This window comes from Photorhabdus kayaii, from assembly GCF_025384895.1.
Lineage (GTDB): Bacteria > Pseudomonadota > Gammaproteobacteria > Enterobacterales > Enterobacteriaceae > Photorhabdus > Photorhabdus kayaii.
Window position 1 is genome coordinate 1 of record NZ_JAJAFZ010000019.1, and the last position, 25,434, is coordinate 25,434.

The following is a 25,434-nucleotide window of genomic DNA, read 5'->3' on the forward strand; positions in this document are numbered from 1 at the left end:
TAAATCATTTAAATAATAACCTAAATAATAAAATGTCATATTAACTATAAATTACAACAAAATAATACCATTATTGAACTAATTTACCTGTGTAAAAAATAATAATTCCCAGGAAAAATGATTAGTTATCAAAAATCCCCCGCCCTATTCTCTACCAATATCACAATTTTCCTAAGAATTACGATATTAAAATATTTTTAACTGGTAAATTACCTTCATCTATTGTAGAAAACACCGTTAATTATAGTAAGAAAATTTACCCAAAATTAAATCTATAATGTCATATACCCTATGGATTTCAAGATGCATCGCGACGGCAAAGGAGTGAATCCCCGGGAGCATAGCAAACTATGTGACCGGGGTGAGCGAGTGCAGCCAACAAAGAGGCAACTTGAAAGATGACGGGTATATACAACTAAACGATTATCGTAATAAAAATAACCATAATAATTATTTTATGAAAAAGTCTGTTATTGCTGGTAATAAAGTATTAAACTGACAATATGATTCAAACATATCACGACTTAAACCCAAAATGGGTAAAAAGGAATTATAATATGAGTAATCACATAACTATATCATCTCAAGTTATTAATACACTGGCAGCAAGCAACGAGCCTTGGGGAATTAAAGATAAAAACTCATGCTTTATTTACGGTAATTTAGCATTAAAATCTCTTCAGAACTTTTCAAATTCATTTGAATTTGAAGGGGTCTATGAAAATGAGCTTCCTTGGGATAGTGCTAAATTTGCGGAACAATTTATTAATCATGACAAAAAGGTAATAGAAAAACAGCAGAGAATATGCTCAATAGAAACCCATATATTTGGCAGAGAGAAAATCCTATCGTCTTATTTTTTCGAAAAATCACCTTTTTACCATCAAGATGGAGATTGCATCGGAGTCATATATCATGGTTGGAAAGCGCAAAACCATTCATTATCCTATTTACATCAATACCACAACACACTTCCCGCCTCAATTATGCTACAACCACCAACTGATCTTTTTACTCAACGTGAATGAGATGTCATTTTCCTCTTTTTACAGAAAAATACCAGAAAGCAGATTGGACGGATACTGAATCTAGCCTATCGCACTATTGAATATTATATGACTCGGATATACCGTAAGATAGGAATTAATTCCAGCCAACAACTGGAAGAATATTGTCGAGCCAATAATTTCAATCACTATATACCGGAAAAGTTTTTATTATCTTAGATTACGTATTTATTCCCAGTTTTTACATGCTGTTCTTATTCATTATTAATGGAGAAAATAACCCGCCCTGTTGGAATATTTTATTTAAAAATATTATAGTTATATTCAATAATTTTTAAAAATTATATATGAACCCATCAGGGCCTAATAAAGACACGCTCTAATAGATCATAATCAACTTGCATACTAATCGGCATATGAAAACCTAAACAAGTATATAGTTCTGTCCAACCAATATCTTTCTTTAATCTTTTCCTCGGAGGAAGTGATTTTTCAGGTTTGCCAAACTGTTTATGAATCCATTCCCGGGACATTAGCGATCAGGATCATGCTCAGCCGTGTCACTACCGTCATAGAGGATGGAGCTCACCTACAATTCAGGCTTTTAATGACAAATATGCCGTAGATCATACCATATCTTTAGGTACCAAAACCAACTCCATTTCATCTGCAAGCTCTTTAAGTTTTTCGTTAACCTCTTTAGAAGTAGCGGCTGGTTCAGATTCAAGAGACACATACAAATCTTTTTCTTCCACCCGATCTCCAAAAATTATTATTGCTTTACCACCGTGCTGCTTAGAGGGCCATCGAATTGCTTGAGCATCAGGATTGTCATGATAAATTTTTGCTGCCCAGAGCTGAGTAATATGATAATCCGATGCTCCTGATTCTACTAGTTGGCCTTGAATAATCCCCCATTTCTTCAGTATTCGTGGGTTGATATCCACATACTTGATATCTTTTTGTGGAGTAATTTGGCTATACGCTAAATCATCTAGTTTACCCAGATCAACAGGTATACCGGCGCAGTTTAGTGGAATATCGTGTAAAATCGTCTCCATAATAGCGACTCCTACGTTTTCACCGCCATAGAGTGTTGGAACAGAGATTCCATTATTTTTGAACGGGCTAAAACGGGCATTGCCAACACCAGGATTAAATTCAGCTCCTTTAAACTTGGCTTTATGAATACGTTTAATAGGCGTACCCGCTTTCCACTTTTGGATTTTGGCTGCTGTATTCTCTGGAGGAAATGGTATATCTTCTTGAAATTCTTTTTTATCATCAGCCATGACGCGGCCCTTCAGCTTCTTCTTTGGCTGCCATATAAACATTATCAGGTTGAGTTAATAAAAGGTCCTTTGGTTTTTTATTACCAAGCCAGCTATTTGGTGTGCCGAACCAGATAGCTATTGACCAAGGAGTTTTTTTGTCCCCAAACAGCGCAATAGTTTTCTTTATCACTGGTAACGGTTGGCCGCCTTCGTCTAGAGCATACAACGGGAAGAGGTCTTTGCCATTAATTGGCAATGCGAATATTTTTTTCGACTTTTTCCAACGATTTGCCGCAGCGCTGGAATTCACTGATTTAGATCCGGCTAATTTGCTGAGTTCACTTGCAGTCAGCCACTCTGAATCAGTAATGATCTGATTTTTTAATTTTTCAAGGCGTGCTTCATTACGGGAAGCAAATCCAATTTTTGAAGATGGTTCAGTCGTAACAGACCGATTTTTGTTCTTATTAAATGTAGTGACAGCGGTTATCGCACTAGCTATTGCCAACTTAATATCATGATAATCAATTGCTCTTGGCAACTTTACTACCACATACTGATCTGCCTCATCAGCAGGAATTTCAGACAAACTGATATGTTTTACAATATCCTTGTCATTTGATAACTCAATTGAAAGAAAGTCAAAGCTAACATTCTCCGATTTAGGTTGCGATTTAGTAATCATGCTGCCTCCATATTGTATCTGCTTGAGTTCGTATTTTGCGTATTTTGCGTATTTTCGTTATATGGATGATATGGCGTATTTGTAAAAAGTGCAAGAATTGATACGCTGTAACCGACCGTCTTCTTTATCCTGCTTAAGCTCAGATTGCTCTTTCTCTTTATGGCTTTTATGGAAGACAACCCAATTCCCTTCCTTTTTACCCACCTTTTCAAACCATAGAATTTGCTCCGTTAAAAGAACGGTAACAAACAGCCATAGAAACAAATCAACACTATATGTTAGTTTCCAGCCATTCCTTCCGGCCAGACAGCAAAGAGAAATGGTCAAAAGCGGTAACCAACAAGCAATTACTGTCTAATAGGGGGAGTTATGCCATGACAACGGTATACCTATTTTGATAGAACTGCTTACGTACTTGATGAATAAGGAATAGGCATGAAGAGTTATCCATACGTATTTTGGTTTCTCGTTATCACTACTGATCTGTACAGCAATCTCTCTGTATCAACGAAGAGACTGATCATCGTTGATACAGAGTTCGGATAGGAATTCTCCACTGGTTCGTAGTATCGGGTAAGTGACGAAATTTTCAGACAAAAATAATCCCATTAATCCGACTGTCAACGGATTCGGTGCCGCCAGCCAGCGCCCGACACTGGTAACGCCACCACCAATGTAACGCATCACCAATGCTTCACCGTCCGCTACCACACCGCGAGCGGTGGCGGTGGCTTCGGCCTTATCTTTGCTACCGCTAAACCACCGACAATGATGTAAGTGCCAGAATGCTTACCACAGGTAACCTTATCCCCTTCGCGAGCAGTTGCTCGTCCCTTTTTTTGCCTCCGGCGTTACCTCGTCGGCACTGTCAAAGCAGAAAATCATTGATACAAACTGGGGAATATGGGGTAAGAACGTGATTGTCACAAACATCTAAGTGGAACTTGAAATGCAACTTTATATCTCGGACTATACCATTTTAAGTAAGTTTTTTATTTAATTATTCTTCGATAATTTAATTTTATAGAATTTCCCTAACCTTAATTTTATTTAAGAATAGCCATTGTCCGCAGTAGGCAAATTCAAACTCGGTTTTTAGATTGAAAACTCTATTTAGTTGATTATTCTGATAATTCCAAAATATGGTTTATCTAATTACAATGCTCTAGATACACCGTTTAAAAAGCATTCTTTAATTGATCGAATATTATTCCGATTAAATGCCATTTTTTCGCCATTATTCCGTTCCAAAAATAACACCTTCTTTTTCATTCTATTACCTATCATCGTTATAACAACCGCTCCCTCACGCTTCGGTTAATGACAGAAAATTTTTGATCTACGTCACTTAATTACTCATGACTTAAAAAGCTTATTCATTAATTTTGCTGTTTAGTAAGTAAACTAAAATGTTTTTATACAAAATAGTATTTTTAGTTATATTCGTTAATGTTAAAAGTATCATTATATAACAATAAAAGACTTAATTAATAAATATATGTATTTTGACGAGCAAGTTATTATATTCTATTATATTACCAAGGCATTTTGAGTATAATTAGTTAACAAACATGTCAGATAACAACTGAAATAATCGTTCAGGAGTCACCAATGCAACATATAAAAAACAGACCTAATAATATCACCCCACAATTAATTCATATGTGGGAAAACAGTGATGAACCTTGGGGAGCCAAAGATCTCCAATCAAGATTTATTTACGCCAATTCCGCTTTTTATCAACTGCATAATTTGCCTGAAGATTTCGATATTACCGGGCTTACATCAGGTGAATTACCCTCACCTATTGCAGAATATGAAAAAGAATTCCACCGTCAGGATCAAAAAGTTCTTCAAACTATGCAACGCGTTAGTTCACTAGAAACGCATCCATTTGAAGAACATAAGATTAAGCAAATCTATCTTTGTAATAAATACCCACTTTGTGACGAAAATGGCAATTGTATTGGGCTCACTTTTCATATGTGCAAAACCCAAAACTTTTCTACTGCTTACTATTATGATAAAACCCCTCCCGCAACGTTGGAATTTATCGCCCCTAATGACAAATTGACACAAACTGAATGGGAAGTTCTCTTTCTAACTCTGCGCTCATTAGATGAAGAGAAAATCGGTGAAGAGTTAATGATAAGTGCCGAAGATGTGGTTAATCATATTCAGTCAATTTACCAAAAATTCAATTTATCATTACACGAAGAATTGAAAGATTTCTGCAAAGAAAATAAACTTGATGTTTATATTCCCGCAAGATTTGTCACTATCGGTAGTATGGAATTAAATTGATTATAAAATTAAAAATCTAATTTTAAGGCTAGGAAAACAGGATTGATAGTATGGACAATAAACTAATTATTTCATCTCAAGTTATTAATACATTAAAACAAAGTAATGACCCGTGGGGAATAAAGGATAAAAACTCATGCTTTATTTATGGTAATTTGGCATTAAAATCCCTTAAAAATTTTTCAAGTTCATTTGAATTTGAAGGGCTTTATGAGCATGAATTACCTTGGGATGGGGCCGAATTTGCCAAAGAATACATCACTCATGATCAAAAGGTGATGGAAAAAGAAGAAAGAGTATGTTTGCTTTTAACACATACTTTTGGAAAAGAACAGATTCTTTCGTCTTATTTTTTTGAAAAATACCCTCTTTATCATGAAGACGGAAGCTGTATGGGAACGATATATCATGGTTGGCAAGCCCAAGATTTCTCATTCACCCGGCTATTTCATGGAAAATTGCCAGCCAATATTATGTTCCAACCACCGACCGATCTCTTTACTCAACGGGAATGGGATGTTATTTTTCTAATGTTACACAAATATACTAGTAAGCAAATCGGTAGAATGTTAAATATTTCCTACCGTACGGTTGAAACCCATATCTCACGCATCTATAAACGAATTGGTCTTCATTCTAGTCGTCAATTAGAAGAATATTGTCGCACCAATGATTATGATCTCTATGTACCAGAAAGGTTTGTGCATCCAGAAAGCAGAATGTTTCCTTAATCTTTAGATTAAAAGGAGATTTTACTGATATGAAGAAGAACTATGCACTATCACCTCAGATTATTAATACAATGGAGATGAACAATGAGCCGTGGGGAATAAAGGATAGTTCTTCAAACTTTATTTACAGCAATGCAGCTAAAGAAAAAGGAGTAATAACATGGACAATAAACTAATTATTTCATCTCAAGTTATTAATACATTAAAACAAAGTAATGACCCGTGGGGAATAAAGGATAAAAACTCATGCTTTATCTATGGCAATTTGGCATTAAAATCTCTTAAGAATTTTTCAAGTTCATTTGAATTTGAAGGACTTTATGAGCATGAGTTACCTTGGGATGGGGCCGAATTTGCCAAAGAATACATCGCTCATGATCAAAAGGTGATGGAAAAAGAAGAAAGAGTATGTTTGTTTTTAACACATACTTTTGGAAAAGAACAAATTCTTTCATCTTATTTTTTTGAAAAATACCCTCTTTACCATGAAGACGGAAGTTGTATGGGAACGATATATCATGGTTGGCAAGCTCAGGATTTCTCATTCACCCGGCTATTTCGTGGAAAATTGCCAGCCAATATTATGTTCCAGCCACCGACCGATCGCTTTACTCAACGAGAATGGGATGTTATTTTCCTGATGTTACAAAAATATACCAATAAGCAAATCGGTATAATGTTAAATATTTCCTACCGTACAGTTGAAAACCATATCTCACGCATATGTAAACGAATTGGTCTTCATTCCAGTCGGCAATTGGAAGAATATTGTCGCACCAATGATTATGATCTCTATGTGCCAAAAAGATTTGTGCAATCTGGAAGCAGAATGCTCCCTTAACCCTTAAATTAAAAAGGAGTTTTTACTGATATGAAAAAGAACTATGCACTATCACCTCAGATTATTAATACAATGGAGCAAAGTAATGCCCCCTGGGCAATAAAGGATAAAAACTCATGCCACATTTATGTCAATCAAGCATGTAAAAGCCTTCTCAATATTTCATGTTCTTTTGACTTTGAAGGACTTTATGATGATGAATTACCCTGGGATGGGGCCGAATTTGCCAAAGAATACATGGTTCATGATCAAAAGGTGATGGAAAAAGAAGAAAAAGTATGTTTGCTTGTAACACATAATTTTGGAAAAGAACAAATTCTGTCATCCTATTTTTTTGAAAAACATCCTCTTTATCATGAAGACAGAAGTTGTATAGGAACAATATATCATGGTTGGCAAGTTCAGGATTTCTCATTCACCCGGCTATTTCATGGAAAATTGCCAGCCAATATTATGTTCCAGCCACCGACTGATCTCTTTACCCAACGGGAATGGGATGTTATTTTCCTGATGTTACACAAATATACCAGTAAGCAAATCGGTACAATGTTAAATATTTCCTATCGTACGGTTGAAAACCATATCTCACGCATATGTAAACGAATTGGTCTTCATTCTAGCCGCCAATTAGAAGAATATTGTCGTACCAATGATTATGATCTCTATGTACCAGAAAGGTTTGTGCGCCCAGAAAGCAGAATGTTTCCTTAATCCTTAGATTAAAAGGAGTTATCACTAGTATGAAGAAGAACTATGCAATATCACCTCAGATTATTAGTACAATGGAGATGAACAATGAGCCGTTGGGAATAACGAATAGTTCTTCAAACTTTATCTACAGCAATGCAGCTAAAAAAAATTTATTCATAATTTTAAACAATTATTTGATTATGAAGGGTTTTATGATCTTACATTACCCTAGGGTTTGGGTAGTCGTGAGTTAAATTGATGATAAGATTAAAAATCTAATTTTAAGGCTAAAAAGAGGAATGATAACATGGAAAATGAATTAATTATTTCATCTCAAGTTATTAACACCATGCAGCAAAGTAATGAACCTTGGGCAATCAAAGACAAAAACTCATGTTGGATTTTTGGTAATTTGGCATTCAGACAAATCCAAAATCTCCCAGATTTATTTGATTATGAAGGGAAAAATGATAGTGAACTCCCCTGGAACGGGGCTGAATTTGCAAAAGAATTCGTTATTCACGATAAAAATGTTATGAAACAAGAGAAAAGAATATGTTCACTTGAAACACATACATATGGGAAAGACAAATTTCTATCATCTTATTTTTCGGAAAAATATCCAATATATAATGATGAAAACGAATGTATCGGTCTCTTTCTCCATGCATGGAAAGCCCAGGATTTCTCATTCACTCGGTTATTTCGTGGAAAACTTCCAGCCTCTATATTATTTCAACCACCGACCGATCTTTTTACTCAACGGGAATGGGATGTTATTTTCCTGATGTTACACAAATATACCAATAAGCAAATCGGTATAATGTTAAATATTTCCTACCGTACGGTTGAAAACCATATCTCACGCATATGTAAACGAATTGGTCTTCATTCCAGTCGTCAATTGGAAGAGTATTGTCGCACCAATGATTATGATCTCTATGTGCCAGAAAGTTTTGTGCATCCAGAAAGCAGAATGTTTCCTTAATCCTTAGATTAAAAAGGAGTTGTTACTAATATGAAGAAGAACTATGCACTATCACCTCAGATTATTAATACAATGGAGATGAACAATGAGCCGTTGGGAATAATGAATAGTTCTTCAAACTTTATCTACAGCAATGCAGCTAAAAAAAATTTATTCATAATGTTAAACAATTATTTGATTATAAACTATCCTAGGGTTTGAGGTAGTCGTGAGTTAAATAGATTATAAGATCAAATATCTAATTTTAAGGCTAGAAAGAGGAATGATAACATGGAAAATGAATTAATTATTTCGCCTCAAGTTATTAATACTATGCAACAAAGTAATGAACCTTGGGCAATCAAAGACAAAAACTCATGCTGGATTTTTTGTAATTCGGCACTTAGACAAATGCAAAATATCCCGGATTTATTTGATTATGAAGGGAAATATGATAGTGAACTCCCCTGGAACGGGGCTGAATTTGCAAAAGAATTCGTTATTCACGATAAAAGTGTTATGAAACAAGAGAAAAGAATATGTTCACTTGAAACACATACATATGGAAAAGATAAATTTCTATCATCTTATTTTTCGGAAAAATATCCAATCTATAATGATGAAAACGAATGTATCGGTCTCTTTATCCATGGATGGAAAGCCCAAGATTTCTCACTTACTCGACTATTTTATGGAAAACTTCCTGCCTCTATATTATTTCAACCACCGACTGATCTCTTTACTCAACGGGAATGGGATATTATTTTCCTCCTATTACACAAATATACCAGCAAGCAAATCGGTAGAATGTTAAATATTTCCTATCGTACGGTTGAAACCCATATATCACGCATATATAAACGAATTGGTCTTCATTCTAGTCGTCAATTAGAAGATTATTGTCGCACCAATGATTATGATCTCTATGTACCAGAAAGGTTTGTGCATCCAGAAAGCAAAATGTTTCCTTAACCATTAGATTAAAAGGAGTTCTCACTAATATGAATAAGAACTATGTCATCTCCCCTCAGATTATTAATACAATGGCGCAGAGTAATGAACCCTGGGGAATAAAAGATAAAAACTCATGCTTTATTTATGTCAATCAGGCATGTAAACATGTTCAAAATATTTCAAGCTCTTTTGACTATGAGGGGCTTTATGATTATGACCTTCCCTGGGATGGAGCCGAATTTGCTGAAGAATACATGACTCACGATAGAATGGTGATGGAAATAGAAGAAAGGATGCGTTCACTTATAACACATGTACATGGAAAAGAACAAATTCTTTCATCTTATTTTTTTGAAAAACATCCTCTTTATCATGAAGACGGAAGCTGTATAGGAACAATATATCATGGTTGGCAAGCTCAGGATTTTTCATTCACCCGATTATTTCGTGGAAAATTGCCCGCCAATATTATGTTCCAGCCACCGACTGATCGCTTTACTCAACGGGAATGGGATGTTATTTTTCTGATATTACACAAATATACCAATAAGCAAATCGGTATAATGTTAAATATTTCCTACCGTACGGTTGAAAACCATATCTCACGCATATGTAAACGAATTGGTCTTCATTCTAGCCGTCAATTGGAAGAATATTGTCGCACCAATGATTATGATCTCTATGTACCAGAAAGGTTTGTACACCCAGAAAGCAGAATGTTTCCTTAACCATTAGATTAAAAGGAGTTCTCACTAATATGAAGAAGAACTATGTCATCTCCCCTCAGATTATTAATACAATGGAGCAGAGTAATGAGCCATGGGGAATAAAGGATGAAAACACACGCTATATTTATGTCAATCAAGCATGTAAACGTCTTCAAAATATTTCAAGCTCTTTTGACTATGAAGGACTTTATGAACATGAATTGCCCTGGGATGGTGCCGAATTTGCTAAAGAATACATGGCCCATGACAGAAAAGTGGTAGAACAGGAAAAAAGAATATGTTCACTTGAGACACATATACATGGAAAAGAGCAAATTCTGTCATCCTACTTTTTTGCAAAATATCCTCTTTACCATGAAGACGGAAGCTGTATAGGCGTGATATATCATGGTTGGCAAGCACAAGATTTCTCATTCATTCGACTATTTCATGGAAAACTGCCGGCATCTATTATGTTCCAGCCACCAACCGATCTCTTTACTCTACGGGAATGGGATGTTATTTTCCTGATGTTACACAAGTATACCAGCAAGCGAATTGGTAGAATGTTAAATATTTCTTATCGTACGGTTGAATCTCATATCTCACGAATATATGGAAGAATTGGGGTTCATTCTAGTCGTCAATTGGAAGAATATTGTCGCACCAATGATTATGATCTCTATATGCCAAAAAAATTTATCCATCCCAAAAACAGAGTTTTTCTTTAACCTTTAGAATACAGGAGTTTTGTCAATATGAAAAATAACTATGAAATATCACCTCAAGTTATTAATACAATGGAAATAAGTAATGAACCGTGGGGAATAAAGGATAATTCTTCAAACTTTATTTACGGTAATTCAGCCACAAAGAGGTTTATTCATAATTTTAAAGAGTCATTTGATTATGAAGGGCTTTATGATCATGAACTGCCCTGGGATGGCGCTGAATTCGCCAAGGAGTTTATTCTCCACGATAAAAATGTCATGGTTAAAGGCGAAAGAGTCTGTTCACTTGAAACCCATGTTTTTGGACAAGAGCAAACTTTGTCATCCTATTTTTGTGAAAAGTTGCCTCTTTATCATGACAATGGTAATTGTATGGGAATTATGTACCATATGTGGAAGGCTAAAAAGTATTCATTAACCTACCTACATCAATATTATGATAAATTACCGTCATCCATGCTACTCCAACCCCCTTCCGATCTTTTTACTCATCGGGAGTGGGATATTATCTTTCTCTTCTTACAGAAACAGCCCAAAAAACAGATTGGGAAAATATTGAATATCGCCTATCATGAGGTCGAAGAACATATGTCAAGGATATATCGTAAAATCGGGATTCACTCCAGTCAACAGTTGGAAGAGTATTGTCGAACCAATAATTTTGATCACTATATCCCAGAAAGGTTTTTATTGTCTTAAATTACGTATTATTTCCCAGTCCCTACATACTACCTTTGTTAGTTATTTATTGATAAAATAGACGACCCTATGGAAATATGCTTTGCTTTCAATGATATATTTACATTCAATAATTCTAAAAAGCAATAATTATCTTAAAGGATATTTATGAATAAATCAGGATTTAAAGAAGTCCCTTTTATTACTCGTCAATTAACACATATATGGGACAGAAGCCCCGATCCTTGGTTTGTAAAAGATAAGGAATCTCGCTTTATTTATGCAAATACCAAGTTTATTAAAATCATTAAGTTACCTGAAAACTTTAATATCATAGGGTATAGCGTTGACGAATTACCAATACCTGTTAATGGTTTTGCCCATCACTTTAAAGAACATGATCGCAGGGTCTTAGAATGTATGCAGAAAGTATGCTCTGTCGGCACTTATCCTCAAGGTAATGGTCGGCCGCCTAAATCCTATTTTTGCGAAAAATATCCATTGATGAGTGAGGATAATCACTGTATTGGCATTATTTCTCACGCCAGAGAATTAGAGCACTTTACGGTTTATCATTATATTAAAGAGCATATACCAACCTCAGCCAGCCTCAGACCACCTAATGATTTGTTAAATGAGAAAGAGTGGATGGTTATTTTTCTATTTTGCTGCGGTATGAATAATAATGAAACATCCATTGAAATGAATGTTTCATGCCATTCGGTGGAAAAACATTTTGAAAGTATTTACGAAAAACTATCCGTCAGCTCATTGACTGAGTTACGATTACTTTGCAAAGAAAAGGGGTATGATCTCTATGTTCCACCAAGGTATTTTCTATCAATAGGTCATTTTATATTATAAATAATCGATTTTACTGTTAATTATTAATAATTCTATTGATCATTCAGGTAATAATAAGGGATACAATTAATGGCATCGCCGATCTTTACATTAATTCAGGATTTATAAGCCTTGAGCCTTGATATCGATTTCCCCATCTTTTCCTTTAAAGAGGGTACTCTCGCCGACACAAGGCGGGAGGGGAGTTTCGACGGGACGTTAGTCCCGTATAGTGTTTCACAACTTCGAGCATCGTCACACGCGCCGGCAAAATGAAAACGAGACCCAAGAACGGGCTTGTTGTCTGCCTCTCATACTGATGGAAAGCGGTATATCGGGAGTGGTTGAAGGTGTAGCAAGGAAGCGGCCTGTGCACAGCTTTGACTCAGGAGCCTTATCACTGTCTCCGCACCACTTCGATTAGGATTTATCCTTATCATCCGTCTCTCTAACGCGGGATCAGATTGACGGAATGTACCAGATAACCGGTAAAACAGTGGCGGAATGTCAAACTTTGATTCAGCGCCCACCGGATATGGCAGTGCACCAAGCTTATGAGCAACATGAAGTACCTGTTCGGCAATCTCATCATAAAACTCCACCAGCAATACTTTCGATTGTGCATTGGCGATAAACGCCTGTTTCACCTGCGGTATGATTCCCTGATTAAGCCGGACCACTAATGTTTCACTCACCTGAGCCTGCACAGCATGCATCACCGGAGCAAATACTAATCCACGCAATACTTCCAATGCCTGAAATCCCTGTACTTGACTGCCACCGGAATACATACTACGCCGGATGCGCTCTATTGCCGCTTGTTGACCTACCACAACACCGATACCTTGCGGGCCAAACAGTTTAAAGCTGGAGAAGGCCGATAACACAGCCCCCCATTCACAACCGATTCGTTCCACTTTCATGGCAGCATAATTATCGTCAACCAGAACCGGTAGTGATGCAGCATTCAATAGTGATATAACTTCTGCCAGCTCATAAGCATCATCAATTTTCTGCCGTGTGTGTTGTACTAACCCCGCCACCGGTGCATGTTGCAAAATCGCAGCCTGTATTTGTTCGGATTGATTGAAATCGGCCCGCACCAGATGTAAGCCCATCTGCTCGGCAATAATCGCCGTCGAGGGATATAACGGCGCATCATGAATCAGCAGGCTATTACCCGCATTAAGTAATGCCGACAACCCACAACGTATTGCCCCAGTTCCCGCCCCTTGTACTAACACAGCAGCCTCAGCAGAAAAGAAATCGGCAATGACCTGTTCAACGCGTTGCGTTATCTGTGGCCGGTTCAATCCCGGCACCAGCCCTAAATCTCCTGTGGTGAGAAAATCCGCACCTGGAAAATAGCGGCAGATAATATCAACTAAACGAAACTGCTTGTGCTGCGCCTGCTCCATACTCAGACTAGGTAATGGATATGTGTTCAATATCGGCTCTCCCGTGCTTCCCCTCTATTTTTATCATCACAAAAATTAGCTGATGCCCAACAGATAGATGACGTTAGCTAGCACACCAACCACAATCGTTGCAATCGGCCCAATCGCCATTTCAACCAAAGGACGTTTAGCCGTACGGTTGAGTAGATAAATACCCGCCACCACCATAAATCCCATGCCCGGCAGAATGGCGTTGGCAGCCATCATTCCCCCCACCAATAAGGCAACTTCTAACATGCGGGTAATAACAGTACGAATATGCTCACCACAAGCTTTGACTCCGGGATATTTATCCAACCAGATAGCAATTCTCGCCAGCAGTTTGATTTCTATAAACATAATCAAACTACCGGCAATGAAGGCAATCCACAGATTATTCGTGACTAACCCAGCGACAAACACGAACTTCATGCCGACCGGGCTATAAACCCCTGTCGCAATGGCTGTCATACCGACTAACGGCACAAAGCTGATCGCTCTGGCAAGCGCCACCAACATGGCGTTAGCCCCTTCCCCCTGCGCCATCAGTTGCAGTGATACCGGACCTTCCGCCAGCAGGCTGAGTGACATCGAAGCCGCTACCGCAGTCAAACCCCCACTTAATACCAGCAACCAGATGTTATTTTGAATGCGCTGTATCCGCGTGGAGAATAGTCCAACCAACGTCTCATTCGCACCTTTAGCCGGAGCAGATCCCTCGCCGGCTTTGGGAGCACGCTGTTTCATAGCAAAGTAGAACATCACAATCATTGAGATCAGCAGGGCTATCCCGTTAGGATCCAATTGCACCGGTTTGCTCAGAGCCCCACCAAAACTCAATGATCCTACCGCTTTCGTCGCGATATACCCCACCAATGTCGCAATCAGTACCCATATTCCTTTGCCATATCCGTATTGATAGGCCACAACAATCGCAGGAAACAGGGCAAAGCAGGCTACGATAGGATCGCCAACTTTACTCAGGTTACCCATGAAATTAACCGGCAAATGGGCAAAGATATCGACAACAGATCGTAAACCGGTCATCAAGGCAACGGCATATAGCGCTCCCAAGACAGCGGAAAGTATGAAACCTTTTTTACTGTTTGCACACCAAGTACCAATAACATCGGTTCCCAATAATAAGCTATGCACCAGAATAATCGGGGCGGTCAGCGAGAACGGAATACCAAAGCCGATAACCAACCCAAAACTTAGGGCAAAACTGGTGGCAGCCAGGGTTTTACGATTCATACGCCCTTCCAGATGCTCCGGCATTAAAGGACGTAGCCCATCATGAAATACTGCAATACCACGGTTAGCCATCATGGCAGATATCCCACCAATCACCGCCAACAAACCCGCTTTAAACGGATCAATTTCCATTAAGCGAGTGAAAAATTCATATTCCATTTTCCTGTCCCCATGAAGAAAGAATAGCCTTGATAACCACCGGAATAACCGCGTCTATATCCTGACCAGTAAAACCAAATGCCGTTTTCCCGGCGTTAACATGGGCAATAATTTCTTCATCAGGCAGGATCTTCCCTGGCATACTGATGGTGGCGCATTTGTCAATACCAACAATCGCAATGGCCATTGCCAAAGCGCCTCCACCGGTATTACAGGCTCCCAAATAGTAATCCGCATCACCACTCTTAAGCGCCATAGCGGCATCTATGTCGCCCATCACGGTAATGGATAAGGTTTTATCCCCGGCCAGACGGCGTAAAGTTTCAGCAATTTTTTCTTTCTCAATTTGTCCTCCAATAACAAATCTCATATGTTTTTCCTTTATTTGAAAAATAGCATTGGGTTATTACGTAACATCAAATCAATATCAGTTTGCGTTAATCCAGCCCGGTTTAGCATCGGCACAAAGGTGGTGATTAAATAAGCAAACCCATTGCCACCATTGGCTTTTAAGTGAGAACGACGGGTAATATCCATCGATAACATGACGCGGTTAAGCAAGCCACTTCGGGCCAGGGTCTGTAACATAGCGATCCGCTTTTCATCCGGGTAGTAATCGTTTTTGCCAATCGTGTCGAACTGGATGTAGGCCCCCTGTTCAATGATGCGCAAGATGTTGTCCAGATTATCTTTAAGATCACAGTGACCAATCACTACGCGTTCAGCATCTACACCGTGCTTTTTCAGTAATGCCAGTTGCTCAAGACCCATTGTGCTTAATGTCGTATGGGTCGAAACAGGACGCCCGGTCTCCAAATGGGCTATCGCCGCAGCATAAAATACTTTCTCTTCATCAGGCGTAATTACCCCCTTGCTGGAACCAATTTCCCCAATGACTCCGGCTTTCAGCGTCGTACCGTCGATACCCTGTTCAATCTCAGCGATCATTTCATCCGCCAATTGTCGAGCTGTGGTATGTGCTACATGTTCAGGAAAAAAGGCAGATTGGTAATAGCCAGTTGAAACTATTACATTAATGCCGGAGTCCCGCATCAGATCCAGCATAAACTGTGGGTTACGTCCCATGTAACGATTGGTCATCTCCACAATATTGTGTACACCCAGGCTGACCAGTGTTTTCATCTCTTCACAAATCAGGTCGTACTGATCCAACCGGCAGTCAATGTTGTTTTTAAATGACGATAAATCGAGATGCAGGTGCTCATGTGCATAGGTATAACCAGATGCATCAATTCTGTTTTTCTGGGTCATGAGTAAGAGAGTCCTCAGACGAAGAGAGTGGAACTGCGTCTGCTCACAGGCCATTTTCTCTATTAATCGGGATAGGGTTTCCTTGGCTGTCATAAAGCCCTTCCAAGACCAGATGCCCTGACTGGATACCGCTAACCAACGCCACATCACTGCGAGTAGCAAATATCTGGGTGCGAAAGCACAGCACGACAACACAGCCGACCGGAAATTCACCGCTCAGAGGAAAATGGTAATCAATGCTGGTGTCATCCATCGGTAACAAGTGCGTGGCGGTGATCTGGCCGTTTGGCAGGAATATCAGCGCGTTATGCGCCCGTCCACGACGGTAATAACCGCCCCCATAGCAGTAACTGTTACCGTTAAATCGGTGGGATATTTCCGTCAGATAGAGCATAGCAATGCGCTCTGGCTGCTCTCCCCGAAAATTGGCAAGGATTGTTCCTGTTAGCGCATGTCCAGGCTCGGTATGGGTAACGCCATACTTTGCCAGTAGCGGCAGTGTGCTACAGCTTGACGCCGACGGCGCATTTATCTGCGTCACCTCAACCCCAGTTTGTCGTAAAATGTCTTTTGCTTTCAGTAAAGTAAATAAGTTTGGCGCCGGCAGTGTCTGCTGCTGATCCTCTTGCCACAACAAGCAAGGAAAATGTGTCAATCCCGTCAGTTTTACACCGGGCATTGCCATGATGCGCTGAACGATGGTGTGCAATTCCGACAAGTGAAAACCCGCTTCCTGACCTGGATATAAATGATCATGATCATCATAGATTTTCAGCATAATGCGTTGCACATTTCCTTCACGCTGCGCCAAACTGGAAATTTCCTCCGCTTTTTCTAAAGAATATACTGTGATCACTTTCGGATGTTGCTGCATCACTGAGGAGACCATATTACGAGGGATCTGTACCAGATGGCCTGCATGACTAACCGGGATATTCCCATTCATCAAGACTCTGGCCTCTTTAAAATCCACCGCGGTGACACCCTGATAACCCAGTTCCATCAGTTTACGAGCCAACCAAGGGTTACGCCCCACCTGTTTGGTCATCAGATAAAGAGCAATACCATAATGCTCCGCTACCGCAAGCAATCGTCTGGCATTTTCTAAAACCTGATCAACGTCAATAACATAAGTATCAGGCAGTAAGACCCCTCGCGCCCATAATGTCTGGGCTGCCTCAATCAGTGCCGGATTTTGTTTGTTCAGCGCATGTATAAACATGCTGTACCTCCTGTACTCCTTCGGCGATCAATGCCACTGCAATAAGTTAGATGTTAAATCATCATTTTTTTGAATATTTGATGGAAAAAAAAATCCTTCATCTCTGTTGTCGTGTTATCACTGCCCCTTTGCCGCCCAAAGGCTAAACAAATTTGCCAGCAGATACCCCTCCTCACAGGGATGTAATTGCACGTCAAAATGTACTAATAGCGAAGCATTAATCGCTTGCAAATGAGAAAAGATTCTCGATTGACGCACTTCCATCAGCAGTTCAATATCCATTGAACTGATTTGTTCTCCCCGGCGTGAGCGCATTAACGCGTTGGCCATATGTGTTATTACTATTTCTCCTAACGCATTCCTGACAGGAATTTCCCAATCGTTTTCAAGCTGAGCCACAACTTGTAACATGCCATCATGAATATCCTGATCAATGACTTTTCCCTGATAGAGCAAATTCAGTCGATTTTCCATTCGTTAACGCCATCTATGCTAAATTAATAGCTTGGGTCCTGCTGACCTGCCAGTACACGTTGTTGATGAACTAATAACTCTGTTGTATTTACCATCGTACGTAAAAGTTGTTGCATCAGAATGTCATCAGCTCTGGTTAAAATCACCGCTTCAGAAGCTCGGATAAAACATGCACTTCCATGGAGCGGTACTGCAATAAGCTCCCTGGAACTGAGTTCAACTTCTCTGCTGACGTTCCAGATCACGGCATCAATGTCACCTTTCGCTACCTTATACAGGCTCTCGTGGTAAGAAATATCCACCAACGTGATATCCTGCCCGGCAAAGTACACTTCAGTCATGATTTTCTGGTCGGCAGAACGATGATCCAGCCCAACACGACGGATGTTATGTTCACCTCCTTTGCGATAAATCAGTTGGTGTGCACCAACATAGGTATGTGGTCCCAATTCAAGTACAGTACAAACATCACCTTGTTCCAGATAAGTTTGAGCCGCCAAATGTGATACCACCGCCAAGTCATAAATACCCTTACGCAAGCATTCCACCCTAGCATCTGAACCTCTCATGTGGGCGAAGTAAAATGGAATGCCCTCAAATTGCGCTTTCAGACCGCTTGCCAGCCCCTCATACAATCGGGTATAAGGCAGCGGCATTGCACAAACCACGTTACTAATATCAGCATGGGCTAACAGTGCTTTGTGATCCATACTGACCAAATAGCTACCATTGCGCCCCCGTCGTTCCACATAAACCGCGCCAGAACTCTCCAGTTTTTTTAATGCAAACTGAACTAACCCAACAGATAATCCATAGTCAGATGACAGCTCTTCAATCGTTTTCAACCGATTACCACAGCGCTCACCTAGCAGATAACGTGCCAAGCATGCTTGTGCAACCCCCTCTTTTTTAAGCAGCCCATGACTCATAATAACTCTTCATTTTTTTGAATATATTTATATCCAATTTAAGGCGGCAAATAACAATCGGAAAATAGCAAAAATGCGAATGAAGTCACGAATAAATAGGTAATTTTCTGAAATTTCAATGATTTTAGTTTGATAACTAATAATTTCTGTTTTTATGTTTTAGTTGTGGTCGTTTCTGGACGCTTAAGCAGTGCATAGATCAATCCTGCCAACAAAGTACCGGCGATAATCGACATCAAATAACCCAGTATTGGTGTGATAGCACCTGGAATCAACAGCACAAACAGACCACCGTGCGGTGTCATTAATTGCGCACTTATTGCCATAGAGATGGCTCCCGTCACCGCACCACCAACGATACAACATGGAAGCACACGTATCGGATCACGAACAGCAAAGGGAATCGCGCCTTCGGAAATAAAACATAAACCTAACACCAATGCGGCTTTACCACTTTCCCGCTGAACGTTATCGAACTTCTGCCGGGCAATCAGTGTCGCCACTCCCATAGCCAGCGGGGGAACCATCCCCGCTGCCATAATGGCAGCCATTGGCGCGTAGGTTTGCGAGCTAAGCAAACCGACACCAAACGCATAGGCAGCTTTGTTTATCGCTCCCCCCATATCAGCACACATCATTCCGCCTAAAATGGCTCCTAGCAGGAGTGCGTTGGTTGTCTCCATATGAGAAAGCCAATACGTTAGCCCCGCCATGATACCGGCGACGGGTTTACCAATAACGTAAATCATAATCAGGCCGGTGATCAGGCTAGCAAATAGCGGAATGATCAAGATCGGTTTCAATGCTGCCATACTCTGCGGCAATTTCACTTTGGTGTTAAGCAACTTCGCTACGTAACCGGCGAGAAAACCCGCAATAATACCGCCAATAAATCCCGCGTTCGTGCTAGTTGCCAACATGCCGCCAATTAAACCGGGTGTCAGACCTGGGCGATCAGCGATCGAGAAAGCAATGTAACCAGCCAATATAGGGACCATCAGAGCAAAAGCTGAGCTACCACCGATTTGCATTAACGCCGCCGCCAATGTACCCGATTCTTTAAATGCAGTGATGCCAAAAGCAAATGACAATGCAATGCACAGGCCACCCGCCACCACCATCGGTAACATATAAGAGACGCCCGTCAACAAGTGACGATAGATACCGGTATTCTCTTCCCTCCGGTCAGTTTTAACATTTTGCCCTTCCGGTTCGAAAAGCCTGGCTTCGACTAGCGCGCTATCAAATTCTTGCGCTGTTTTCTTCAACGCCAGCCCGGTGGAGGTGCGGTACATCGGTTTTCCGGCAAATTTCGCCAGATCTACGTCAATATCGGCAACGACTAGCACCAGATCCGCTTTTTCCACCTCTTCCGGCGTAATAACATTGCCCGCACCTACTGAGCCGCGCGTTTCCACCTTTACCCACCAACCGCGCTTTTTGGCTTCGGTTTCGATGGCCTCCGCAGCCATAAAGGTGTGCGCTACCCCTGTAGGACAAGCAGTCACCGCGACAATCCGTTTTGTATCACAACTGATGTCAGTTGCCGGTATCTGATACGGCTTCGCGTCAGCTTTTGCCTGCTGAAAGAAATTTTTCGGCGCATGCAATGCCTGTTCCGTGTCTCCGAGATAAACAAGCTTACCGTTCAATGTGTTATCGGTGGGGATGCGACTGCCAGTCACGACCACCAAATCGGCCTCTGCTGGATTTTCTGTTAGTATCAGTCCGTTTTCCGCCGCAGCGGCACTGAGGATTGTTTTCACCAGATAACTTCCGGCAAGTCCGAGTGAAGAATCAACGATAAGCAGCATTTTCATCATGCTTCTCCTGCTGTTAGCTAAAAGGGTTGTAGATCGACGCGCGCCATTATCACGGCAAATTGGGGATTTCTACTCTCGCGGCCCCTCCCCCAAACCGGAAGTAATCGCTTCACCAATGGCCGCTATCGCCTGCTGCGCATCATCACCATTGGCAGTAACATGAAGCCGATGGCCTTTTTTAGCGCCCAATGCCATGATTTTTATCAGACTACGGCCGTTTATCGGTTGACCGGCACCATCAAGATTGATGATGGTAATTTCACTGGAAAATTGCCGGATAACATTAACCAACAGAGCACCTGGGCGAGTATGTAAGCCATGTTCGTTGCACAGGACAAATTCCCCGCTGGATATGGCGCTCTGCGCCAGTACGCCACTGGTCAGTAATGTCAGCACTGTCGGCGCATCAGCTTTCAGCAAACATTCCGCTTTTTGTGCTAATAGCAAGTTACTTAAGTGGTGCAACACATTTAGCGGTTGGTCGTCAGCAATCGCAACCGTCAGCAACATCACCACCGGCTCGTTATCCCGCGTGAATAATCGGCTCACTGCCACAGCGCTGGTTAAGTTACCGTCGGGGCTATCACTGAGCCAAATGCCCTGCCCAAGATCCAGGGGTTTGCTGTTAATCACTTTGCTGACAAAGGTCGTATCTACGGCCCCCACTTGCTGTAACCGCCCGGCATTCAATGCCTGTAATGTCATCAGATCGCGGGCATTAACATCTAACGTGATCAAGCTGGTATCGAATTTAAACTCAGCCTGCTGAACTTCTCCCATTAGCAAGCTATGCAGTACCTGTGCTGACTCAATAGTTTTCAGCTGTTTTGCAATACGATCATCACTCAGTAAGTGTGTTAACTGACGCAGTAGTGCCAAATGCTCATCGGAACGCGCGGCGATACCAATAACCACATAACACATCGCGCCTTGATCCCATTCAATACCCTGTGAGAAGTGAAATACCTGTACATCGGTTTTCATGACCAGATCACGGGTATCTAGCGTGCCATGCGGAATGGCGATACCGTTGCCAAGGTAGGTGGAAATTTGCTTTTCACGTTGCAACATGCCGTCAACATAGGCATCACTGACGTTACCACTCGCGGCTAACATGGCCGCCACTTGGCGAATGGCATCTTCTTTACTGGTTGCAATTGCACCAGTATGGATATTTTGCAGAGCCAACTGGAACATAATTTTCTCCCTATTACCAAAAATAGAATCGTTTCAGTTTACGTAGAGAAAAAAACATTAAGTCCAATAAAAGAAAAAAGAGATAAAAAACTGAAACGTTTCAACGAGTGTGGAACATGACTAATTTTCATTCAATACTTATGTGAAATAAAATCGCAATTTTTTGAGATTACTCACATTTTTCCTGCCATCGTTTTTTTTCTATCTTCGGTTTAAGAGATTTGGTAAACCAATAACTCACGTGCCATTAATGAAATCATTGGCCGTCAATCAGTAAGAAGGAGAGAAGTTAGCTCTACAGATGGTTTTTATGTATGCGCCTTAACAGGCGCATACATCAGAATCACTTATTCAATTGAACAAGCATTTTCCTGTGGGACATAATCAAAGTGTAATTCCCGACTCCGATTCCTTTTTACACCCCAAACACCGTGGAAACGCTCTGCATTACTGGCGGTATAGCGTACTGTATGGCGAATATTACTGTGCCCAAGATAATCTTGTATCAACCGAGTATCTATCCCCCTATCTGCAAGCGCAAAACCACAGGCATGGCGCAACATGTGCGGATGAGAGCCTACGGAAATATTAGCCAATCGTCCTAATTGACTAATAAGTTGATAAATGCGCTGGCGAGTCAGTGGGTTTCCGCTGCGTGACAGAAACAACCAATCACTTTCTGCCCCTCGGAAGGTTTTACGGACTTTTAGCCACTCCCTGATCGCCTGGATTTCATAGCCTAACAGAGGATGAATAGTAGAAAATCCGCCTTTTAAACGCCGGATATACAAACTGCCATCTTCCAAATCCAGATCAGATATCCGTAGATACCTGGCTTCACTAACACGTAAGCCATGAACAAAACTCATGTATACCAGACAATAGTCGCGCTCCCCATTAGGGCCCTTTTTCGCCACTTCCAGCATTCTTTCCACTTCGTATTGCGTTAGATGTCTTCGCTGACCCATTATGGTCTATCCCAAATATTCTTTGTTTCAACGCACTTAACACGCTGCGTTATCTGTAACTGATTAAGACCCGGAACCAACCCTAAATCCCCCATAGTAATTAAACCTGCACCGAAATGGCGGCAGATGACTGTATGAAATCTCTGTTTCTGTACTTGCTCTATTCTCAAGCTGCGTAATGGATAGATATTCAATGTCTGTTCTCCGGTAATCCCCCCCTATTCTTACCATCACAAGGCCAAAAGAAAAATAGTGATTCAATTAACCGATCCCCACCAAATAAGGCTTTTTGGCTAGAATTACCAACAAAAATCGCTGCGATAGGCTCAATAACCATTTTAACAAAAGGACATGTCCGTCAGATTGATATCTGGTTCAAATCACTAAGGAAGGATGTTGATGCAGCAATGTTTGCCGGCTTCCGATAAACATTTAATCTCTCTATCTTTGCTAGAGGAACCCGGCAGACAGCAAATCTAACAAACTGGTAACAAGGTAGATGATCCTCTATGCAGAATAATCTGGTATATCAGCTAGATACAATATTCAGCATTCAGCTTTTCAAACCACTACCAGATTTTATCCATGTCGTCATCAATGATGCCTTTTATAAATTTTTTAAACCTCAATATTATGACCCATTATTGCCCTCCTCCGCCAATCATTTGCAACAAAATTTGGTTTGCGAGTGTACTCACACGTTTAAAAGTTACATGTGACTTTTCCCGTTAATTGACGTTGACCGGTGATCCGCATCCTCTACCCGCTCATCTGCTAATCCATTGGCTTCACTAGCTGGTGTGCACTTTGCACTATACCCGTCATCTTTCAAGTTGCCTCTTTGTTGGCTGCGCTCGCTCACCCCGGTCACATAGTTACCTATGCTCCCGGGGATTCACTCCCTTGCCGTCGCGATCCATCTTGAAATACATAGGGTATATACAATATGATCTCGACAGCCAAGGAAAGTAAAAACAGAGAAAGAGATGTTAAGGATTAAATCAAACCTGTATAAAGACAACTTAAATAATTTCAGAACTAAACAATATTAATACTTATATTTTTTTACATAGAGGTATTTTTTACACAGAATAATAAACCATTTAATTAACAGATATGTGTAAAAATCAATAAATTTTATTTCTTTACCAATTAATTATTGCAATCTCTTATATATTCAGGTTATTTTAAGTGTAATCATTAAAAAAACGCTTCAGATAATGATTTAAAGACTCATTAAGGAGTTGTCATGTTAAACAAACAAAATAATATCACTCCGCAATTAGTTTACATGTGGGAAAATAGTCATGATTTTACAAAAATACATCGGCCAAAAACAAAAAGAATATTGTTGTCTTAACGATGTTGATCTCGACACACCAGAAAAATTTTTGCAACAAGAAAGCATTATGTTTTCCTAAATCAAAATATTACACAAATATGACTAGAAAAAATCCAACTATTTCGTTACAAATAATCAACACATTGGAAGTAAGCAATGAACCGTGGGGAGTAAAAGATAAATCTTCCTGTTTTCTCTATGGTAATAGTGCATTAATTAAACTCCAAAATATAAATGCCAACTATGATTATGAGGGTAAATATGATAGTGATATTCCCTGGAGGGGCAATGAATTTGCCAAAGATTTTATTACACATGATTTGCAGGTAATAAAAAATAGAGAAAGTATTTTATCATTAGAGACACATGTATTTGGGCGAGATAAGGTTTTATCATCTTATTTCCAGGAAAAATTTCCACTCGATGATGGTAAAGGTGAATGCATCGGTATTCTTTTCCATGCCTGGAAAGTTCAGGATAATTCATTGACTCGGCTATTTCACAGTAAACTACCTACTTCTATTATGTTTCAATCGCCGACTCATCTCCTTACTGAACAAGAATGGGAAGTTGTCTTTCTTTTTCTACAAAAATATAGTAGGAAACAAAGCTGTCAATTACTCAAAATTTCACATAAAACCATAGAGGAATATATAAGAAATATTTACAATAAATTGAAAGTTAACTCAGACTCACAACTGGAGGAATATTGCCGACTAAATAGTTTTGATCTCTATGCACCAAAAAGGTTCTTATTGTCTTACTTATAAATATCGTCTATTTATTCAAATTTTTTATACCCTATGGATTTCAAGATGGATCGCGACGGCAAGGGAGCGAATCCCCGGGAGCATAGCAAACTATGTGACCGGGGTGAGCGAGCGCAGCCAACAAAGAGGCAACTTGAAAGATAACGGGTATATAAGGTAATAATGTTATAAAGGTC

The 25,434-nt window shown here is 40.1% G+C and carries 29 protein-coding genes and 2 pseudogenes; 15 read left to right on the plus strand and 16 right to left on the minus strand.

The window, feature by feature from the left end; all coding sequences use genetic code 11:
- The first annotated feature begins 352 nt into the window (after window positions 1–352).
- Together LGZ98_RS09325 and LGZ98_RS09330 are read left to right on the plus strand one after the other, a co-directional pair.
- A complete protein-coding gene (locus tag LGZ98_RS09325; protein ID WP_158536590.1) occupies window positions 353–499 on the plus strand; it encodes a hypothetical protein in 147 nt (48 codons plus the stop codon).
- 58 nt (window positions 500–557) lie between these two features.
- A pseudogene (locus tag LGZ98_RS09330) lies at window positions 558–1,226 on the plus strand (helix-turn-helix transcriptional regulator).
- A gap of 137 nt (window positions 1,227–1,363) precedes the next feature.
- On the opposite strand, the gene LGZ98_RS09335 reads toward LGZ98_RS09330, so the two are convergent.
- The 5 genes and pseudogenes from LGZ98_RS09335 to LGZ98_RS09355 all read right to left on the minus strand — a co-directional run.
- A complete protein-coding gene (locus tag LGZ98_RS09335; protein WP_315901992.1) occupies window positions 1,364–1,540 on the minus strand; it encodes a DUF6392 family protein in 177 nt (58 codons plus the stop codon).
- Between the two features lie 93 nt (window positions 1,541–1,633).
- The gene (locus LGZ98_RS09340; protein ID WP_113043443.1) at window positions 1,634–2,299 is read right to left on the minus strand and encodes an RES family NAD+ phosphorylase; all 666 of its coding nucleotides are present in this window, start codon (window positions 2,297–2,299) and stop codon (window positions 1,634–1,636) included.
- Complete coding sequence (locus LGZ98_RS09345; protein WP_113043444.1) at window positions 2,292–2,966, minus strand: antitoxin Xre/MbcA/ParS toxin-binding domain-containing protein; 675 nt, start codon at window positions 2,964–2,966, stop codon at window positions 2,292–2,294. Before LGZ98_RS09345 ends, LGZ98_RS09340 begins: the two co-directional genes overlap by 8 nt.
- 57 nt (window positions 2,967–3,023) lie before the next feature.
- Window positions 3,024–3,293 carry a hypothetical protein gene (locus LGZ98_RS09350; RefSeq protein WP_262977998.1) on the minus strand — a complete coding sequence of 90 codons (270 nt, stop codon included), beginning with the start codon at window positions 3,291–3,293 and terminating at the stop codon, window positions 3,024–3,026.
- A gap of 264 nt (window positions 3,294–3,557) precedes the next feature.
- Window positions 3,558–3,731, minus strand: a pseudogene (locus LGZ98_RS09355) (S-type pyocin domain-containing protein); the annotation flags it as partial.
- 846 nt (window positions 3,732–4,577) lie between these two features.
- Here LGZ98_RS09355 and LGZ98_RS09360 point away from each other — a divergent pair.
- The 11 genes from LGZ98_RS09360 to LGZ98_RS09410 all read left to right on the plus strand — a co-directional run bounded on the left by LGZ98_RS09360 (window position 4,578) and on the right by LGZ98_RS09410 (window position 12,433).
- A complete protein-coding gene (locus LGZ98_RS09360; RefSeq protein ID WP_113043446.1) occupies window positions 4,578–5,270 on the plus strand; it encodes a PAS domain-containing protein in 693 nt (230 codons plus the stop codon).
- Window positions 5,271–5,320: 50 nt separating this feature from the next.
- Complete coding sequence (locus tag LGZ98_RS09365; RefSeq protein WP_262977999.1) at window positions 5,321–6,001, plus strand: helix-turn-helix transcriptional regulator; 681 nt, start codon at window positions 5,321–5,323, stop codon at window positions 5,999–6,001.
- Between the two features lie 29 nt (window positions 6,002–6,030).
- The gene (locus LGZ98_RS09370) at window positions 6,031–6,177 is read left to right on the plus strand and encodes a hypothetical protein (RefSeq protein ID WP_390904663.1); all 147 of its coding nucleotides are present in this window, start codon (window positions 6,031–6,033) and stop codon (window positions 6,175–6,177) included.
- Window positions 6,162–6,842: a helix-turn-helix transcriptional regulator gene (locus tag LGZ98_RS09375; RefSeq protein WP_113043448.1), complete on the plus strand. Its 681-nt coding sequence runs from the start codon at window positions 6,162–6,164 to the stop codon at window positions 6,840–6,842. Before LGZ98_RS09370 ends, LGZ98_RS09375 begins: the two co-directional genes overlap by 16 nt.
- Window positions 6,843–6,872: 30 nt before the next feature.
- The gene (locus LGZ98_RS09380; RefSeq protein WP_262978000.1) at window positions 6,873–7,553 is read left to right on the plus strand and encodes a helix-turn-helix transcriptional regulator; all 681 of its coding nucleotides are present in this window, start codon (window positions 6,873–6,875) and stop codon (window positions 7,551–7,553) included.
- Between the two features lie 286 nt (window positions 7,554–7,839).
- Window positions 7,840–8,520 carry a helix-turn-helix transcriptional regulator gene (locus LGZ98_RS09385; RefSeq protein ID WP_113043450.1) on the plus strand — a complete coding sequence of 227 codons (681 nt, stop codon included), beginning with the start codon at window positions 7,840–7,842 and terminating at the stop codon, window positions 8,518–8,520.
- Window positions 8,521–8,790: 270 nt separating this feature from the next.
- Window positions 8,791–9,471 carry a helix-turn-helix transcriptional regulator gene (locus LGZ98_RS09390; RefSeq protein ID WP_113043451.1) on the plus strand — a complete coding sequence of 227 codons (681 nt, stop codon included), beginning with the start codon at window positions 8,791–8,793 and terminating at the stop codon, window positions 9,469–9,471.
- A gap of 29 nt (window positions 9,472–9,500) precedes the next feature.
- Complete coding sequence (locus LGZ98_RS09395; RefSeq protein WP_113043452.1) at window positions 9,501–10,181, plus strand: helix-turn-helix transcriptional regulator; 681 nt, start codon at window positions 9,501–9,503, stop codon at window positions 10,179–10,181.
- A 29-nt stretch (window positions 10,182–10,210) separates the two neighbouring features.
- On the plus strand, window positions 10,211–10,891 hold the full coding sequence (locus LGZ98_RS09400) for a helix-turn-helix transcriptional regulator (protein ID WP_113043453.1): 681 nt from the start codon (window positions 10,211–10,213) through the stop codon (window positions 10,889–10,891).
- Window positions 10,892–10,918: 27 nt separating this feature from the next.
- A complete protein-coding gene (locus tag LGZ98_RS09405; protein ID WP_262978001.1) occupies window positions 10,919–11,590 on the plus strand; it encodes a helix-turn-helix transcriptional regulator in 672 nt (223 codons plus the stop codon).
- Between the two features lie 147 nt (window positions 11,591–11,737).
- Window positions 11,738–12,433, plus strand: coding sequence for a PAS domain-containing protein (locus LGZ98_RS09410; protein ID WP_113043455.1), 696 nt, complete (start codon window positions 11,738–11,740; stop codon window positions 12,431–12,433).
- Between the two features lie 290 nt (window positions 12,434–12,723).
- Here LGZ98_RS09410 and LGZ98_RS09415 read toward each other — a convergent pair whose 3' ends face one another.
- From LGZ98_RS09415 to LGZ98_RS09465, 11 genes are all read right to left on the minus strand, one after another.
- Window positions 12,724–13,860: an aminotransferase class V-fold PLP-dependent enzyme gene (locus tag LGZ98_RS09415; RefSeq protein WP_113043456.1), complete on the minus strand. Its 1,137-nt coding sequence runs from the start codon at window positions 13,858–13,860 to the stop codon at window positions 12,724–12,726.
- 45 nt (window positions 13,861–13,905) lie between these two features.
- The gene (locus LGZ98_RS09420; RefSeq protein ID WP_228902246.1) at window positions 13,906–15,261 is read right to left on the minus strand and encodes a YhfT family protein; all 1,356 of its coding nucleotides are present in this window, start codon (window positions 15,259–15,261) and stop codon (window positions 13,906–13,908) included.
- On the minus strand, window positions 15,251–15,631 hold the full coding sequence (locus tag LGZ98_RS09425) for a DUF2620 domain-containing protein (protein ID WP_113043458.1): 381 nt from the start codon (window positions 15,629–15,631) through the stop codon (window positions 15,251–15,253). Before LGZ98_RS09425 ends, LGZ98_RS09420 begins: the two co-directional genes overlap by 11 nt.
- 11 nt (window positions 15,632–15,642) lie before the next feature.
- Window positions 15,643–16,533 (minus strand): phosphotriesterase-related protein, encoded by an 891-nt coding sequence (locus LGZ98_RS09430; protein WP_113043459.1) that lies wholly within the window; start codon window positions 16,531–16,533, stop codon window positions 15,643–15,645.
- 43 nt (window positions 16,534–16,576) lie between these two features.
- Window positions 16,577–17,755, minus strand: a complete 1,179-nt coding sequence (locus LGZ98_RS09435) for a YhfX family PLP-dependent enzyme (protein ID WP_262978002.1) — start codon at window positions 17,753–17,755, stop codon at window positions 16,577–16,579.
- A 117-nt stretch (window positions 17,756–17,872) separates the two neighbouring features.
- Window positions 17,873–18,229 carry a PRD domain-containing protein gene (locus LGZ98_RS09440; RefSeq protein WP_113043461.1) on the minus strand — a complete coding sequence of 119 codons (357 nt, stop codon included), beginning with the start codon at window positions 18,227–18,229 and terminating at the stop codon, window positions 17,873–17,875.
- Window positions 18,230–18,252: 23 nt separating this feature from the next.
- The gene (gene yhfZ / locus LGZ98_RS09445; protein ID WP_112876922.1) at window positions 18,253–19,158 is read right to left on the minus strand and encodes a GntR family transcriptional regulator YhfZ; all 906 of its coding nucleotides are present in this window, start codon (window positions 19,156–19,158) and stop codon (window positions 18,253–18,255) included.
- Window positions 19,159–19,310: 152 nt separating this feature from the next.
- Window positions 19,311–20,978 carry a PTS fructose transporter subunit IIBC gene (gene fruA / locus LGZ98_RS09450; RefSeq protein WP_262978003.1) on the minus strand — a complete coding sequence of 556 codons (1,668 nt, stop codon included), beginning with the start codon at window positions 20,976–20,978 and terminating at the stop codon, window positions 19,311–19,313.
- A gap of 72 nt (window positions 20,979–21,050) precedes the next feature.
- Window positions 21,051–22,178, minus strand: a complete 1,128-nt coding sequence (gene fruB, locus LGZ98_RS09455) for a fused PTS fructose transporter subunit IIA/HPr protein (RefSeq protein WP_262978004.1) — start codon at window positions 22,176–22,178, stop codon at window positions 21,051–21,053.
- Between the two features lie 347 nt (window positions 22,179–22,525).
- Window positions 22,526–23,146: a tyrosine-type DNA invertase gene (locus tag LGZ98_RS09460; RefSeq protein ID WP_262978005.1), complete on the minus strand. Its 621-nt coding sequence runs from the start codon at window positions 23,144–23,146 to the stop codon at window positions 22,526–22,528.
- Window positions 23,147–23,855: 709 nt separating this feature from the next.
- Window positions 23,856–24,017, minus strand: a complete 162-nt coding sequence (locus LGZ98_RS09465) for a hypothetical protein (RefSeq protein WP_228903221.1) — start codon at window positions 24,015–24,017, stop codon at window positions 23,856–23,858.
- A 569-nt stretch (window positions 24,018–24,586) separates the two neighbouring features.
- Here LGZ98_RS09465 and LGZ98_RS09470 point away from each other — a divergent pair.
- Both LGZ98_RS09470 and LGZ98_RS09475 read left to right on the plus strand, forming a co-directional pair.
- Window positions 24,587–25,258 carry a helix-turn-helix transcriptional regulator gene (locus tag LGZ98_RS09470; protein WP_262978006.1) on the plus strand — a complete coding sequence of 224 codons (672 nt, stop codon included), beginning with the start codon at window positions 24,587–24,589 and terminating at the stop codon, window positions 25,256–25,258.
- Entirely contained in the window at window positions 25,224–25,418 is a 195-nt protein-coding gene (locus LGZ98_RS09475; RefSeq protein WP_262978007.1) for a hypothetical protein, read from the plus strand. The genes LGZ98_RS09470 and LGZ98_RS09475 overlap by 35 nt, the downstream gene beginning before the upstream one ends.
- The last annotated feature ends 16 nt before the right edge of the window (window positions 25,419–25,434 follow it).